We start from the raw sequence: 15,648 nt of genomic DNA on the forward strand, positions 1-15,648 counted from the left end.
GGGCGGCTTCGGCGGTCAGGCGCCCGGCGCCCCGCAGGGCCTGCAGGGCGCGAACCCGGGCGGTCCGCAGCAGGACGCCTTCGGCAGTGACGGCTTCGGCGGCCGCGGCCCGCAGCGGTCCGGCGCCGGCTCCGACCAGGGCCGCCAGCCCCAGCTGCCGCCGCGCGGCGGCCCGCGGGCCGAACTGCCCGGCGGTGACCAGCAGCCGCGCACCCCGGACTGGAGCGACCCCCAGGCCCCGCTGTCGCGTGCCTCGCTGGACGCCCCGCGCGGCCACGACGAGCAGGGCCCGGCGCACACCGCGCGCATGCCGCGCGTCGACGACCGGCAGGGTCCGGGCTCGACCGCCGAGATACCGGCGATACCCCGGTTCGACACTCAGGGCCCGGCGGCCACGGGCGAGTTCCCGCGCCCGGACCTGAACGGCATGAACGGCCTGGGCGGTCCCCAGAACACCGGCCAGTTCGCGCGGCCCGAGAACCCGCAGCAGACGGGCCAGTTCGCACGCCCCGAAAACCCGCAGCAGACCGGGCAGTTCGACCGCCCCGGCGGCGGGGAGGACTCGGGTCAGTTCGTTCGCTCCGACGTCTTCGGCACCCCGTCGGCGCGGCCGGACGACAACGCCCGGAACACGGGCCGGAACACCGGCCAGTTCGCGGCCCCGCAGGGCTTCGACGGCGGCTACGACGGCAGCTCCACGGGCCAGCACGCCCTGCCCGGGCGCCAGAACCCGGCGCACACCGGTCAGTTCGAGCGCCCGCAGCCGGCCGGCCGGGGCGACTTCGGCGCCCCGCGTCCGCAGGCTCCGCACGCCCCGCAGCAGCAGCGTCCGGCACAGCGTGAGCCGGAGGCGCTGCCGCCGGCCAGCGGCCCGATCGACGGCCGTACCCCGCTGTACGACACGCTGGAGACCAACTGGTTCCACGGCGGTCCGCAGCAGCAGGCCGCACCGCAGCAGGCGCCCGCCCCGGCTCCGCAGCGTCCCGCGGGCGCGGGGGCGGCCGGCAACGGCTCCACCACCGGCTCCTGGCGCACCTCGCCGAACGACGAGATCGTCCGCCAGGCCGAGCGCGTCCGCCAGCCCGCGGCGGGCGGTATCACCACCTCCGGCCTGCCGCGCCGGGTGCCCCGGGCGAACCTCGTCCCGGGCACGGCTCAGCAGCAACAGCACCAAGCCGGTCCGCAGGTCTCGCGTGCGCCTGACGACGTACGCGGGCGGCTGACCAACCTCCGTCGGGGCATCGCTCAGGGCCGTCAGGCCGGCAGCGGCCAGACCGGCAGCTTCCCGAGCCCCACTCACCAGCAGGAGCGTTAGTTGAGTCCGATGAGCCAGGCGGCACAGAACCTGAACTGGTTGATCACCAACTTCGTGGACAACACCCCCGGGGTGTCCCACACAGTGGTGGTCTCCGCCGACGGCCTTCTGCTGGCGATGTCCGAAGGCTTCCCGCGGGACCGCGCCGACCAGCTGGCGGCCGTCGCGTCCGGGCTGACCTCCCTCACGGCCGGGGCCTCCCGGATCTTCGAGGGCGGCACCGTGGCGCAGACGGTCGTCGAGATGGAGCGCGGGTTCCTCTTCCTGATGTCCGTCTCGGACGGGTCGTCCCTCGCGGTCCTGGCCCACCCGGAGTGCGACATCGGCCTCGTCGGCTACGAGATGGCACTGCTCGTCGACCGCGCAGGGGCGGTACTCACCCCGGACCTGCGCGCCGAACTCCAGGGCAGTCTGCTTCACTGACCGCCCCCGGCACCACCCACCTCACGAAAACACCGTCCGGCCGCCACAATCCCCCCACCGGCCCCGTCCGACGGCTTGACTGACCGACTTGCTGTCCCGCCCGGAGGATTCATGACCCCGCCCACCGCCCATCACGATCCGTATGCGGAACCGTACGGGGACGAGGGCGACCAGCCACTGGTACGGCCGTACGCGATGACCGGTGGCCGGACCCGGCCGCGGTATCAGCTCGCCATCGAGGCGCTGATCAGCACCACGGCCGACCCGGCAGCGCTCATGGGACTGCTCCCGGAGCACCAGCGCATCTGCCACCTGTGCCGTGAGGTCAAGTCGGTCGCGGAGGTCTCCGCGCTGCTGACCATGCCGCTCGGGGTGGCCCGGATCCTGGTCGCCGACCTCGCCGAGGCCGGCCTGGTCGCCATCCACCAGCCAGGTGGCGACGAGAACAACGGCGGCGCACCGGACGTGACGCTGCTCGAAAGGGTGCTCAGTGGACTTCGCAAGCTCTGACGCGGGCCGGGCCACCACCTCCGCGAAGATCGTGGTGGCGGGCGGCTTCGGCGTGGGCAAGACCACGTTCGTCGGCGCCGTCTCGGAGATCAACCCGCTGCGCACAGAGGCCGTCATGACGTCCGCTTCGGCCGGCATCGACGACCTCACCCACACCGGAGACAAGACCACCACCACGGTGGCCATGGACTTCGGCCGTATCACCCTCGACCAGGACCTGATCCTCTACCTGTTCGGCACCCCGGGTCAGGACCGGTTCTGGTTCATGTGGGACGACCTGGTACGCGGCGCGATCGGCGCGGTGGTGCTCGTGGACACCCGGCGCCTGGCCGACTGCTTCCCGGCCGTCGACTACTTCGAGAACAGCGGCCTGCCCTTCGTCGTCGCCCTCAACGGCTTCGACGGCCAGCAGCCCTACGCCCCCGAGGAAGTGCGGGAAGCGCTGCAGATCGGCCCCGACACCCCGATCATCAGGACCGACGCCCGGCACCGCGCGGACGCCAAGAGTGCGCTGATCACGCTGGTCGAGCACGCCCTGATGGCACGGCTCAAGTAGCACACACGTACGCACTCAAGTGCGACGACATGTACGGCAGTTGCCTTGAGGGCGCCGGAGCCGACTGTGGCCTTTGACACGGTCGGCTCCGGTGTTCATAACAGTTCGGCAGAGGAATCCCCCGGCACCACCACGCGACGCGGTCGCGCAGTGCCGCTGTGCTCACAATCGCCCCGCCTTTTGCTGGGGCTCGCTCTTTATGACCGTTTTATCTGGGCGTTGCAAGAGCGTGGCTCAGGGGTTTCCGCTGTTTGGAAGAGCACTGGTCCCCGTGCTGGAATGCCTGAACTGCCCAATAGTCAAAGACGTACTCAGTAGTCGATGACGAACCGGGCTCTGAGAGACTGCGGCACGACGTAGGTGCCGACCGCCGAGAGGTTGTTGGTCGAGTGAGGCGAAGCAAGAACGGTCCCGAGCCGTCGGCGCGGGGCAACTTCACCCCGCCGCCGCGCGCTGCGGCGCCCACCCCTGTGACCGGTGCGGAGCCGGCGGCCGCGCCCGCGCCGAGCGGCGGCCGGTTCTCCCCGCGCAACTGGCGCGTGCCGACCAGACTGAACGCGATCCTGCTGATACCCGTGGCGGTCGGTCTCGTCATGGGCGGCTTCCAGGTGAAGACCTCGATCGACACCTGGCAGCAGGCCCGCGACGCCGAGAACACCGCCCGCCTGGTGCGCGCCTCACTGTCGTACGCCAACGCGCTCGAGAACGAGCGCGACATCACCGCGGCACCGCTGCTGAAGGGCAAGCTGGCGACCGCCCAGGACAAGGCGACCATCACGGCGGCCCGCAACGCCACCGACCAGGCCGCCGACGCCTTCGACCAGGCCGCGCAGAACATGCCGCACCAGTCCGGCCTGGAGCGCCGGCTCAAGCTGTTCCGCGAGGCCGAGCCCTTCCTGCAGACGCTGCGCGCCGCCGCGTACACCTCCAAGTTCACCGGCGTGCAGACCGAGGAGGGCTACGTCAAGGTCGCCCACCCGCTGATGGAGTTCGCCAACGAGCTCGGTCTGGGCACCGGCAACATCACCTCCTACGGCCGTACCGTCTACGCCATGTCGCTCACCAAGGCGGCACTGTCGCTGGACCGCTCGATCGGCATGCACATGCTGTTCAAGCCGGGTCCCGACGCCCCCAACCTGGCGAGCCAGCGCGTCGCCCTCTCCTCCTACGCCTACCTCGAGGGCATCGCCGTCGAGGAGTACATCGGCGGCGGCACCGAGGCCGACGCGGCGAAGCTGGACACGGCGAAGAAGGACATCCAGGCCAAGGCCGTGGGGATGGTCCAGCAGGCCAAGGCCAAGGACCCCGCCTACGTCGCGCCGCCGTCCGACCCGAAGGACATGGTCACGGCCCTCGCCACGCTGGACTCCACCAGCACGGCCGCGCGCCAGCAGCTCGCGCTCAGGGGCATCACGCCCCAGAACTGGTGGGCGGTCAACACCCTCAAGTTCGACGCGTACCGCACGATCGAGTCGGACATGGCCGACAAGGCGGTGAACGAGGCCTCCGGCATCGCGGACGACGCCAAGAACTCCGCGTTCATCACCGGTGCCGTCGTCGTGGTCGCTCTGCTGCTCGCCTTCATCCTGGCCGGTGCCGTGGCCCGCCAGATGAGCCGTTCGATGCGCCAGCTGCGCAACGCCGCCTTCGGCATCGCCGAGCAGCGGCTGCCGATGCTGGTCGACCAGCTCTCCCGCACCGACCCCGGCCGGGTCGACACCCGGGTCGCCCCGATCCCGATCACCACCAAGGACGAGATCGGCGAGGTCGCCCGCGCCTTCGACCAGGTCCACCGCGAGGCGGTCCGGCTGGCCTCCGAGCAGGCCCTGCTGCGGGGCAACATCAACGCGATCTTCACCAACCTCTCGCGCCGCAACCAGTCGCTGATCGAGGGCCAGCTGACCCTGATCACCGACCTGGAGAACAACGAGGCCGACCCGGACCAGCTGGAGAACCTCTTCCGCCTGGACCACCTCGCGACCCGTATGCGCCGCAACGGCGAGAACCTCCTGGTCCTCGCCGGCGAGGAGCCCGGCCGCCGCTGGGACCAGCCGGTCCCGCTGGTCGACGTGCTGCGCGCCGCCTCCTCCGAGGTGGAGCAGTACGAACGCATCGAGCTGTCCGGCGTCCCCGAGGCCGAGATCCACGGCCGCGCGGTCACCGACCTCGTGCACCTGCTGGCCGAGCTGCTGGAGAACGCCACCACGTTCTCCTCCCCGCAGACCAAGGTCCGCGTCACCGCGACCCGGCTGCCCGACGGCCGCGTCATGATCGAGATCCACGACAAGGGCATCGGCCTGACCGCCGAGGACTTCGCGGACATCAACCACAAGCTGGCCAACCCGCCGACCGTGGACGCCGCGATCTCCCAGCGCATGGGCCTGTTCGTGGTCGGCCGGCTGTCCGACCGGCACGGCATCCGCGTCCAGCTGCGCCCCTCGGGCGAGCAGGCCGGCACGACCTCGCTGGTCATGCTGCCGGACGCGATCACGCACGGCGGTGGCGGCGAGACCCCGCTGGACCGCGAGGAGTTCACCGTCTCGCAGATCATCCCGGAGCAGCAGTTCCAGGGGGAGAACTTCACCCAGGCGCAGCCCATGCGCACCGCCGCCGAACTGGGCTTCGACGACAGCCGGTACGTGGAAGTCCCCGACGACATCCGCGACCTGGACCCCGTCGGCCGCTCCCTGATGCGCGAGGAGCGCCGTGCGGCCCTGGAGGCACAGGCGCACGGCCAGCAGCCCGCGCTGCCGCAGCAGGAGGCCACGGAGGCCCCCACCGGCTACTCCGACCCGCTGTTCGACGAACAGCCGGCGTACCAGGAGCCCCGGCAGCCGTCGTACGAGGAGCGGTCCTACCAGGAGCAGCCGCAGCAGACGTACGAGGAGCAGGCCTACGCGGAGCCGCAGCAGGCCTCGTTCGAGGAGCAGTCGTACGACAAGCCGTACGACGAGCAGTACTACGCCTCCAACGGCGGCTACCCGGACCCCGCGTACGCGGAGCCGGCCGCGAGCCCGTCGTACCAGGACGACTGGCCGCAGCAGCCCCAGCAGGACGGCTACCAGAACGGCTACCCGGCTCATTACGCTCCGGAAACGGAATCCTCGCAGGCCGCTGACGCAGGTGAGCGGAACCGCGTAGGCTTCGACCGTCCGGGACCGGCCTCTCCCGCCGCCCACGAGCTGACCGACGCCGGGCTGCCCCGCCGCGGATCCGTGGCGAGCGGTTCCAACGGCTCGGGTACCTCGGGTAGCGCGGCGCGCGGGCAGCAGGAAGCGTCGGCTCCCGCACCGGGCAACACTCCGGGGACGAACGGCGACAGCGGCTGGCGCTCGCAGAACGACGAGCGGTGGCAGCAGGCGGCGCAGCTCCGGAAGCCCAAGGCAGGCGGGGTCACCGCCTCGGGCCTGCCGCGGCGGGTGCCCAAGGCCAATCTGGTCTCGGGTGCCGCCGAAACCACCCCCCAGGGGGGCCCACAGGTCTCCCGCGCCCCGGAGGACGTCCGGGGCAGGCTGAGCAACCTGCGTCGGGGCGTCCAGCGCGGACGCAGCGCAGGCAGTGAAACGAACGGCCAGGGCTTCGGTCCTGACAGCACCTACAACCAGGAGCGTTAGTGTGAGCCCGATGAGCCAGGCGGCACAGAACCTGAACTGGTTGATCACCAACTTCGTGGACAACACCCCGGGGGTGTCCCACACGGTGGTGGTCTCCGCCGACGGACTCCTTCTGGCGATGTCCGAAGGCTTCCCCCGCGACCGCGCCGACCAGCTCGCGGCCGTCGCCTCCGGTCTGACGTCTCTGACGGCAGGCGCCTCCCGGATCTTCGAGGGAGGCAGCGTGAATCAGACGGTTGTGGAGATGGAGCGGGGATTCCTCTTCATCATGTCCATCTCTGACGGTTCGTCGCTCGCTGTCCTGGCCCACCCGGAAGCGGACATCGGCCTCATCGGGTACGAGATGGCCCTTCTGGTGGACCGCGCGGGCACGGTCCTCACCCCGGATCTCCGCGCGGAGCTCCAGGGAAGCCTTCTCAACTAATTAAGGGACGATGCGTATTCGCGTCCCGTGGCCGTAAGGTTTCGGGACGCGGCTCCACACGGATGGGTGCCCGACGCAGTCGGAGGAGGAGAAGAGAGTGGCAACACCCCCAGGCGGTTCGAATTCGGGAAACTGGTCGTACGGCCCTGCCCAGGGTCAGGGCGACGGTTCCGCGAACCGGTACAACTTCCCCTCCGCCCCGAGCCACCGGCAGCCGTACGCCCCGCAGGGCCCGGGCCCCTCGCCGTACGACCAGCCCCCGGCCCCGCGCATCCAGCCGGTGCAGCCCCAGCGCCGCCCCGAGCCGGCGCCGGCCACGGCGTCCAACAACCCCTTGGTGCGTCCGTACGCCATGACCGGCGGCCGGACCCGCCCGCGCTACCAGCTCGCCATCGAGGCACTGGTGCACACCACCGCCGCTCCGCACCAGATGCAGGGCCAGCTGCCCGAGCATCAGCGGATCTGCAACCTGTGCCGGGAGATCAAGTCGGTAGCCGAAATCTCCGCGCTCCTGACAATCCCCCTCGGCGTGGCCAGGATCCTCGTCGCCGACTTGGCGGAGGCGGGCCTGGTCGCCATCCATCAGCCCGGCGGCGACGAGAACGCCGGTGGCCAGCCAGACGTGACACTGCTCGAAAGGGTGCTCAGTGGACTTCGCAAGCTCTAGCGGCGGTCCTTCCCGCTCCACCACCTCCGCGAAGATCGTGGTGGCGGGCGGCTTCGGCGTGGGCAAGACCACGTTCGTCGGCGCCGTCTCGGAGATCAACCCGCTGCGCACAGAGGCCGTCATGACGTCCGCTTCGGCCGGCATCGACGACCTCACCCACACCGGAGACAAGACCACCACCACGGTGGCCATGGACTTCGGCCGTATCACCCTCGACCAGGACCTGATCCTCTACCTCTTCGGTACGCCGGGTCAGGACCGGTTCTGGTTCATGTGGGACGACCTGGTACGCGGCGCGATCGGCGCGGTGGTGCTCGTGGACACCCGGCGCCTGGCCGACTGCTTCCCGGCCGTCGACTACTTCGAGAACAGCGGCCTGCCCTTCGTCATCGCCCTCAACGGCTTCGACGGCAACCAGCCGTACAACCCCGACGAGGTCCGCGAGGCTCTCCAGATCGGCCCCGACACCCCGATCATCACGACCGACGCCCGCCACAGGGCTGACGCCAAGTCGACGCTGATCACGCTGGTGGAGCACGCTCTGATGGCCCGCCTGCGGTAGACGATCGTTCATGAGGAACCCCGCGCCCCTTGAGGGCGCGGGGTTCTTTCGTCGGTGCGCAGACAGCGGGAAGGGCCCCTCCGCAGTGGAGGGGCCCTTCTTCTGTGGTCTGCTGAGCGGCGCGGTCTAGCCGTGCCAGCTGTGCGGCGCCCGGAAGCCGCCCTCGCGTTCCAGGCGGCGCCAGCCGGCCTTGGCGCGTCGGTGGGTGTGGACCGCAGGCGTCGGCTGGGCGGCGGCGCGGGCCAGGAGGACGGCCGTGATGGCGGCGACTTCCTCGGGCTCGGCGTGGCCCTTCTCGACGCGGATGTCAGGAGTGCTCATGGGTGTCAGTCTCCGTGAGAGAGAGGTCCGCGGGGTTGCCGCGGCGGGTCCGCTCGGTTACTGCGGGGGGTTGCCGTGCTTGCGGGAGGGCAGGTCGGCGTGCTTGGACTGCAGCATGGCCAGGGACTTGACCAGGACCTCACGGGTCTCGGCGGGGTCGATGACGTCGTCCACGAGGCCGCGTTCGGCCGCGTAGTACGGGTGCATCAGCTCGGCCTTGTACTCCTTGACCATCTTCTGGCGCATGGCCTCGGGGTCTTCCGCGCCGGCGATCTGGCGACGGAAGATGACGTTCGCGGCGCCTTCCGCGCCCATGACGGCGATCTCGTTGGTCGGCCAGGCGTAGGTGAGGTCGGCGCCGATCGACTGGGAGTCCATGACGATGTAGGCACCTCCGTACGCCTTGCGCAGGATCAGCGAAATCCTCGGCACGGTCGCGTTGCAGTAGGCGTACAGCAGCTTCGCGCCGTGGCGGATGATTCCGCCGTGCTCCTGGTCGACACCGGGGAGGAACCCCGGCACGTCCAGGAAGGTGACGATCGGGATATTGAAAGCGTCACACATCTGGACAAAGCGCGCAGCTTTTTCACTCGCCTCGATGTCCAGAACGCCGGCGAGGACCTGCGGCTGGTTGGCGATGATGCCGACGACCTGGCCGTCCAGGCGGCCCAACGCGCAGATGATGTTCCGCGCCCAGCGCTCGTGGACCTCCAGGTAGTCACCGTCGTCGACGATCTCCTCGATGACCTTGGCCATGTCGTACGGCCGGTTGCCGTCGGCCGGGACCAGGTCCAGGAGGACGTCACTGCGGCGGTCCGCCGGATCGGAGGAGTCCACCCGGGGCGGGTTCTCGCGGTTGTTCTGCGGCAGGAGCGACAGCAGGTACCGCACCTCGGCGATGCAGGTCTCCTCGTCGTCGTACGCGAAGTGGCAGACGCCGGAGGTCTCGGCGTGGACGTCGGCGCCGCCGAGCCCGTTCTGGGTGATCTCCTCGCCCGTGACCGCCTTGACCACGTCCGGGCCGGTGATGAACATCTGCGAGGTCTCGCGGACCATGAAGACGAAGTCGGTCAGGGCCGGAGAGTAGGCCGCGCCGCCCGCGCACGGGCCGAGCATCACCGAGATCTGCGGGATGACACCTGACGCTTTGGTGTTGCGCTGGAAGATGCCGCCGTACCCGGCGAGGGCGCTGACGCCCTCCTGGATCCGGGCGCCGGCGCCGTCGTTCAGCGACACGAGGGGCGCGCCGGCCGCGATGGCCATGTCCATGATCTTGTGGATCTTGGTGGCGTGGGCCTCGCCCAGCGCGCCGCCGAAGATCCGGAAGTCATGCGCGTAGACGAAGACGGTACGGCCCTCCACCGTGCCCCAGCCGGTGATGACACCGTCGGTGTACGGCTTCTTCGCCTCAAGGCCGAAACCGGTCGCCCGGTGCCGGCGCAGCTGCTCGACCTCCTGGAAGGACCCCGGGTCCAGGAGCAGCTCGATCCGCTCCCGCGCCGTCAGCTTGCCCTTGGCGTGCTGCGCCTCGGTCGCCTTCTCGCTGGGGCCGGCCACGGCCCGGGCACGAATGTCGTGCAGCTCGGCGACCCGTCCGCGTGCGTCCGTCGGCTCACCGGTCGGCTCACCCGTCGTCTCTTCCAAAACGGTCATGTAGCGACCTTACGAAGGACACCAAGGAAAGCGAGCCGTTGACTCCGTACAGTCTCCGGCCCGTTTTCCTGGTAGCAGTGAACAGAACCATGACCGCGTGCAGCCGTTCCGACTGCTCACAGGGCGTCGGGGTTGTAGGGGAGCCACAAAGACGTCACCTGAGAGCCACCTCACATTCGTGGCTGGCGCATGCCATCGCCGGGGTGACACGGAGCCTCGGACGGCGGACCGCCGGAGGGATCTCCACGTCCCTACCGTACCGGTCGACTCCAGGGGCATGTGATCACCAGACGTTATCGCGAAGTCACTCTGCGGATGATGTTGAAAACTGAACGGAATAGGTCTACCGTCGAATCCGTTGGGTTCGTTGAACATTAAACAGAAACTTCAGGAGAACGACATGGGCATCTTCAGCCGCAAAGAGAACACCCCGCAGGCCCCTGCCGCCGGCGCCGACCTGACCGCGCTGACCGGCGACTACACCATCGACCCGGCGCACACCACGATCGGTTTCGTGGCGCGCCACGCGATGGTCACCAACGTCAAGGGAGCCTTCCAGGACTTCTCCGGCACCCTGCACCTGGACGGGGCCGACCCCAGCAACTCCACCGCCGCGCTCGACGTCAAGGTGGAGAGCGTCGAGACCGGCAACGCCGACCGCGACGGTCACCTGAAGTCGTCCGACTTCTTCAAGATCGACGAGTTCCCGGTCATGACCTTCCGCTCCACCAAGGCGGAGGCCCTGGGCGGCGACGACTACCGCATCACCGGCGACCTCTCCCTCCTCGGCGTGACCAAGCCGATCACCATCGACCTGGAGTTCAACGGCGCCGCGAAGGACCCGTTCGGCAACGAGCGCGTGGGCTTCGAGGGCAAGGCCGAGATCCTGCGCTCCGAGTGGGGCCTCACCTGGAACGCGGCGCTGGAGACCGGCGGGATGCTCGTCTCCGACAAGATCAAGCTGCACTTCGACATCTCGGCGATCAAGCAGGCCTGAGCCTCCGGCGTTCCGGCCGGCACCACCCCGAGCGCGCCCGCTCCCCGGAAACGGGAGGCGGGCGCTCGCGTGTCCGGCGAGCATGGCGCCGGATCCCGGCAGGTCCGGTTGAGGCGGATCCGGCGTTCAGAACCCCCCGCCGAAGTCGCCCCCTCCGCCGCCGAAGTCCCCGCCGTCCCCGAACCCGCCGCCGAAATCCCCGGCGTCGAAGTCCGTGCCGGAGACGTCGCCGCCCTGGTAGTCGCCCCCGAAGTCACCGCCGGGGCCGAAGTCGCCGTATCCGGTGCCGTAGTCGGCCGCGTACGAGGGCGTGGCCATCATGCTGCCGAGGAGGGTGCCGACGAGCAGGCCGGGCAGGATGCCGCCGCCGAAGTAGCCGCCCGCCCAGGGGCCGTAGGCGGGGCCCGCGTCCCAGTAGGGGCGGCGGCCGTGGTCCGTGTCGACCTCGCGGATGACCGGGTCGCGGCCGTCGGCCAGCCGGGTGGCGTCGGCCGCGCAGACGGGGACCTGGCGCGGGGCACCGCCGGGCGGGGTCCAGGTGGCGTCGGCCACGGAGGGGCCGTGCCGGGGGTCGAAGAAGCAGGGCGGGCGGCGCTCGGGCAAGGGCCTGCCCTCTCGGCGGGCGGCCAGCCGGGCCAGGGAGAAGCGGCCGTCCTCCAGAGCCTCGGTGACCGTGCGCACGTCCTCCGGGCGGCTCGCCCGCGCCATGCGCTGCTTGGCGGTCTCGTAGGCGTCGAGGGCGTGTTCGTAGTCCGCGCGCATCGCGTCGTCGGCGCCCGGCTCGGCCGGCTGGAAGTCGAGGCGGTCCAGCTCCTCACCGTAGGCGGTGATGTCCTCGTCCACGACCACCCGGAGGCGGTCCAGGGCGGCCCGCTGCTCCTCGGCGCGCCGCCTGCGGCTGCGGCGCACCAGTGCGTAGGCGCCCGCACCGCCCACCACCAGCACCGCGGCCACCGCGATCAGGGCGGCCGTGCCGGAGGATCCCCCGGCGGAGCCGCCCCAGCTCGACGGGGCGTGGCCGTGCATGGTGGCCAGGGCGCGGTCGGTGAAGTCGGTGAGCTGGGCCCCCGCCGGCTCGCCCTGGACGCTCGTGACCAGGTTCCGCCGGGCCGTCGCCGACATGACGGAGGAGTCGGCGCGGGCGTCGAAGCGGTCGCCGAGGCGGATGCCGTACAGGCCGGTGACGCCGGTGGCCGCGCGCAGGTCGGAGAAGAGGTTCCGGGTCGGGTAGCCGGCCGGGAGCACCGCGACGAACAGTGGTTTGTTCGCTTCCTTGATGCGTTTCGCGAGCGCGTCGGCGTCCGCCTTCGGCAGCTGGGCCGAGGCGGCCGGGTCGACGTAGACCGGGCTCGTGCGGAGGGCCTGGGCGATGGCGGAGACGCTGGTGTCCGCGCTCGCCCCGGGCGCGAAGACGGTGGCGACGACCAGGGCGAGGGCGGCCAGCAGCAGGGCTGGGAGGCTTCGGGTCCGCAGGACGGCCTTCATCCTTCGAAGCTACCCGAAGCCTCCCCTAATCGGTCATACCGTTCGGGTCTACGCGGCCCCGTAGGCCTCGATGAGCTTCTCCACCGCCTTTCCGTACCGTCCGGTCAGCAGCATGTGGTCGGCGTCGGCGAAGGGTCTGGCCGCCGCCGGTGTCATCCGGTCGCCGGTCTTCTGCTGGACCAGCAGCCGCGCCTTGGTGACCAGCTCACGGCCGGCCCGGGCGTCGCCCCTGCGCTCGGCCGCCGTCGCCGCCGCACCCAGCGCCTTCAGGGTGGCCGTGCCGCCGCTCGGGACGCCGGTGAGCGTGGTCAGGCCCCAGCCGTAGGGGAACTGCGGGTCGTACGACGCGTCGCCGACGTTGATCGGCAGCTGGGACTCGGACCTCGGCCAGGTCACCGGGAGCTGTCCGGTGAAGGGGCGGTTGCCGTAGAGGACGTCGGCCACGCCCTCGCCCTCGGTGCCGGGCAGCCAGGAGGCGACCAGCGCGTCGATCCTGCCGAGCCGGTCGCCGACGAGCTGCGGGCGGCCGGAGACGATCAGCACCGCGCACTTCATGGCCGCGCAGACCTTGTCCACGGCCGCCTGGTCGGCCGCCGACAGCTGCAGCGAGTGCCCGTTGCCGACGTCGCCGACGCCCTCGGCGTACGGGGTCTCGCCGACGACGACCACGCCGGCGTCGTAGCCGTCCGTCGGCGCGGAGGCGTCCTTGGAGTAGGTGACGTTCCCGCCGGCGGCGCGCATGCCCTGCAGGATGGTCGTGCCCCGGGTGTGGGTGCCGGACGCGCCCTGCCAGGTGAGGGTCCAGCCACCGGTCTGGTTGCCGAGGTCGTCGGCGTTGGACCCGGCGACGTACACCTTCTCGCTCTTCCTCAGCGGCAGCAGCCCGCCGCTGTTCTTCAGCAGCACCTGCGACTCGGCGGCGGCCTGGCGGGCGACCGCCCGGTGAGCCGGGGAACCGATGGCGGCGGCGCCGGACGTGTCGGCGTAGGGGTGCTCGAACAGCCCCAGCCTGAACTTCTGGGTGAGGATGCGGGAGACGGCGTCGTCGATCCGCCTCTCGCTGATCCGGCCCGCCTTCACCTCGTCGACGAGGGTGCCGCTGAAGTCCTTGTAGCCGTACGGCACCATCATCATGTCGACGCCCGCGTTCACCGCCGTGCGGACGTGGGTGGCGTAGTCGCCGGGGAGCTGGTCGATGGCGTTCCAGTCGCTGATGACGAAGCCGCCGAAGCCCATCCGGCCCTTGAGCACGCCGTTGATCATGTCGCCGCGGGCGTGCATCTTCACCGCGCCCTGGCCGTCCCCGACGATGTCGAGGGAGGAGTACGACGGCATGACCGTGCCGATGCCCCGCTCGACGGCGGTCCGGTACGGCGCCAGGTGGATGTCCTGAAGCTGCTGCCGGGTGACCGTGGTGACGCCCTGGTCGATGGTGTAGGTGCCGGTGGTCGAGGAGCCGTACGCGGTGCCTCCGTCGCCGACGAAGTGCTTGGCGGTGGCGAGCACCTTGTCGTTCCGGCTCAGGTCCCGTCCGTCGGCCCGGCCCTGCAGGCCCTGGATGATGGTCTCCATGGACTGCACGAGGGCGGGGTCCTCGCCGAAGGACTCGTAGGAGCGGCCCCAGCGTTCGTCACGGCTCACGCACAGGCAGGGCGCGAAGTCCCAGGGGATGCCGGTGGCTCGGACCTCGGCGGCCGTCACCGCCCCTGTCCTCTCGGCCAGTCGGGGATCCCGGCTCGCGCCGATGCCGATGTTGTGCGGCATGATCGTGGCGCCGGCCAGGTTGTTGTGGCCGTGGACCGCGTCGACGCCGTAGATCAGCGGGATCTGGAAGCGCGTCGCCTGCGCCCGGAGCTGGAAGCCGTCGACCATCCTCGCCCAGGCCTCGGGGGTGTTGGGCGTGGGCGTGGAGCCGCCACCGGAGAGCAGCGAGCCGAGGTCGTACGCGGCGATGTCGCCCCCGGTCCCGACGGCCCCGCGCTCGGCCTGGGTCATCTGCCCGGCCTTCTCCTGAAGGGACATGCGGGACAGCAGGTCCGCGACGCGCTTCCGCACGGGCAACCTGCTGTTCAGGTACGGCAGTCCGTGGGCGTCGACGACGACCTGCGGGGTCTCGGCGGGCGCCTTGGCGCCGGTGACCGTGAGCTTGAGCGGGATGGTCCTGGCGGGCGCCGCGGACCGGTTCTTCCGTGTGGGCACCTCGATCGTCCGCGAGGTGCCGGACGCGGTACCGGCGGGGAAGGTCAGGGTGCCTTCGGCCGGGGTGTAGTCCCGGCCGGCGGTGGCGGTGCCGCCCCCGGTCGCGTAGGTGACCGTCACCGGGTCGTCGACGGGCCGGTCCCCGGTCGTGGCCAGGGTGACCTTGACCGCGGCGGTGCCGCCCTGCTCGACCGGGTAGACGGCCGCGTCGGTGCTGACGGAGGCGCGCAGCGACTGGTCTGCCTTTCCGTACAGCTCGACGTCGTCCATGGCGAAGTCGCCCTTGGTGCCGGCCGGGAGCGTGACGGCGTACCCCCACATCTGTGTGAGGCCGAGGACATGGTCGATGCCGCCGACGGGCTGGTAGTCGGTGCGGTAGGTGAAGTCGGTGAAGGGGAGCTCGATCTGCTTCCAGCCGGTGAAGTCGTCGGTGAAGGACGTCGTCCAGAGTTCGGATGCCTCGCCGTTGGCGCCGCCGTCCTTGATCTCGAAGGCGATCTTCCGGCCGTTGTCCCGGCCCTCCCACCAGAAGCGGATGCCCTGGTGGGCGGACCAGTCGTGGGCGGGTTGGCCGGCGGCGAAGTCGTGGGTGAAGCCGCCGTAGCCGCTGATGTCGTAGGTGCCGGTGAGGACCTTGGCGCCCTCGGGGGCGTCGGCGCGGTCGGTGAGGTGCAGGGCGGGCGGGTCGTCGGCGTCGCTTCCCCAGGTGAAGATGCCGTCGGCGGGCTGGGCGGCGAAGGGGACCTCGCCCTCGAAGCGGTCGACGGGGACGGGCGCGGGGTCGTCGGCGGCGTGCGCCGCGGCGGACAGGGGCAACAGGGCGGCGAGCAGGGCCCCGGAGACGAGCAGGGCGGTTCTCGGCATGGACCTTCCCTCGGCTCTCATGGTTCACTCATGGCTTAGATCACGCCGTGAGTTAACT

Annotated in this window: 12 protein-coding genes and 1 pseudogene; 9 read left to right on the forward strand and 4 right to left on the reverse strand. The window is 70.7% G+C overall.

The genetic code is table 11. The annotated features are described in order from the left end of the window. From ABT288_RS35630 to ABT288_RS35665, 8 genes and pseudogenes are all read left to right on the forward strand, one after another. Positions 1 to 1,315 (forward strand): annotated as a pseudogene (locus ABT288_RS35630) (nitrate- and nitrite sensing domain-containing protein); the annotation flags it as partial. Positions 1,316 to 1,324: 9 nt separating this feature from the next. Continuing rightward, a complete protein-coding gene (locus tag ABT288_RS35635) occupies positions 1,325 to 1,738 on the forward strand; it encodes a roadblock/LC7 domain-containing protein (RefSeq protein ID WP_023546525.1) in 414 nt (137 codons plus the stop codon). Positions 1,739 to 1,849: 111 nt separating this feature from the next. Next, positions 1,850 to 2,248 (forward strand): DUF742 domain-containing protein, encoded by a 399-nt coding sequence (locus tag ABT288_RS35640; RefSeq protein ID WP_030168425.1) that lies wholly within the window; start codon positions 1,850 to 1,852, stop codon positions 2,246 to 2,248. After that, the gene (locus ABT288_RS35645) at positions 2,229 to 2,804 is read left to right on the forward strand and encodes a GTP-binding protein (RefSeq protein ID WP_351616939.1); all 576 of its coding nucleotides are present in this window, start codon (positions 2,229 to 2,231) and stop codon (positions 2,802 to 2,804) included. Before ABT288_RS35640 ends, ABT288_RS35645 begins: the two co-directional genes overlap by 20 nt. A gap of 389 nt (positions 2,805 to 3,193) precedes the next feature. After that, the gene (locus tag ABT288_RS35650) at positions 3,194 to 6,418 is read left to right on the forward strand and encodes a sensor histidine kinase (protein WP_351616942.1); all 3,225 of its coding nucleotides are present in this window, start codon (positions 3,194 to 3,196) and stop codon (positions 6,416 to 6,418) included. Between the two features lie 10 nt (positions 6,419 to 6,428). Beyond that, a complete protein-coding gene (locus tag ABT288_RS35655; protein WP_004983065.1) occupies positions 6,429 to 6,842 on the forward strand; it encodes a roadblock/LC7 domain-containing protein in 414 nt (137 codons plus the stop codon). Between the two features lie 97 nt (positions 6,843 to 6,939). After that, complete coding sequence (locus ABT288_RS35660) at positions 6,940 to 7,509, forward strand: DUF742 domain-containing protein (RefSeq protein WP_351616945.1); 570 nt, start codon at positions 6,940 to 6,942, stop codon at positions 7,507 to 7,509. Next, the gene (locus ABT288_RS35665; RefSeq protein ID WP_031224757.1) at positions 7,490 to 8,071 is read left to right on the forward strand and encodes a GTP-binding protein; all 582 of its coding nucleotides are present in this window, start codon (positions 7,490 to 7,492) and stop codon (positions 8,069 to 8,071) included. The genes ABT288_RS35660 and ABT288_RS35665 overlap by 20 nt, the downstream gene beginning before the upstream one ends. 126 nt (positions 8,072 to 8,197) lie before the next feature. Here ABT288_RS35665 and ABT288_RS35670 read toward each other — a convergent pair whose 3' ends face one another. Next, positions 8,198 to 8,392, reverse strand: a complete 195-nt coding sequence (locus tag ABT288_RS35670; RefSeq protein WP_351616948.1) for an acyl-CoA carboxylase subunit epsilon — start codon at positions 8,390 to 8,392, stop codon at positions 8,198 to 8,200. 57 nt (positions 8,393 to 8,449) lie between these two features. Then, entirely contained in the window at positions 8,450 to 10,045 is a 1,596-nt protein-coding gene (locus ABT288_RS35675; RefSeq protein WP_351616951.1) for an acyl-CoA carboxylase subunit beta, read from the reverse strand. A 400-nt stretch (positions 10,046 to 10,445) separates the two neighbouring features. Between ABT288_RS35675 and ABT288_RS35680 the strand changes: the two genes are divergently transcribed. After that, entirely contained in the window at positions 10,446 to 11,042 is a 597-nt protein-coding gene (locus ABT288_RS35680) for a YceI family protein (protein WP_351616954.1), read from the forward strand. Between the two features lie 126 nt (positions 11,043 to 11,168). Here ABT288_RS35680 and ABT288_RS35685 read toward each other — a convergent pair whose 3' ends face one another. Together ABT288_RS35685 and ABT288_RS35690 are read right to left on the reverse strand one after the other, a co-directional pair. Then, complete coding sequence (locus ABT288_RS35685; protein ID WP_351616957.1) at positions 11,169 to 12,527, reverse strand: hypothetical protein; 1,359 nt, start codon at positions 12,525 to 12,527, stop codon at positions 11,169 to 11,171. A 48-nt stretch (positions 12,528 to 12,575) separates the two neighbouring features. Further along, positions 12,576 to 15,590 (reverse strand): glycoside hydrolase family 3 N-terminal domain-containing protein, encoded by a 3,015-nt coding sequence (locus tag ABT288_RS35690; RefSeq protein ID WP_351616960.1) that lies wholly within the window; start codon positions 15,588 to 15,590, stop codon positions 12,576 to 12,578. Positions 15,591 to 15,648: the final 58 nt, after the last annotated feature.

Source organism: Streptomyces sp. NPDC001093 (genome assembly GCF_040298985.1).
Taxonomy (GTDB): domain Bacteria; phylum Actinomycetota; class Actinomycetes; order Streptomycetales; family Streptomycetaceae; genus Streptomyces.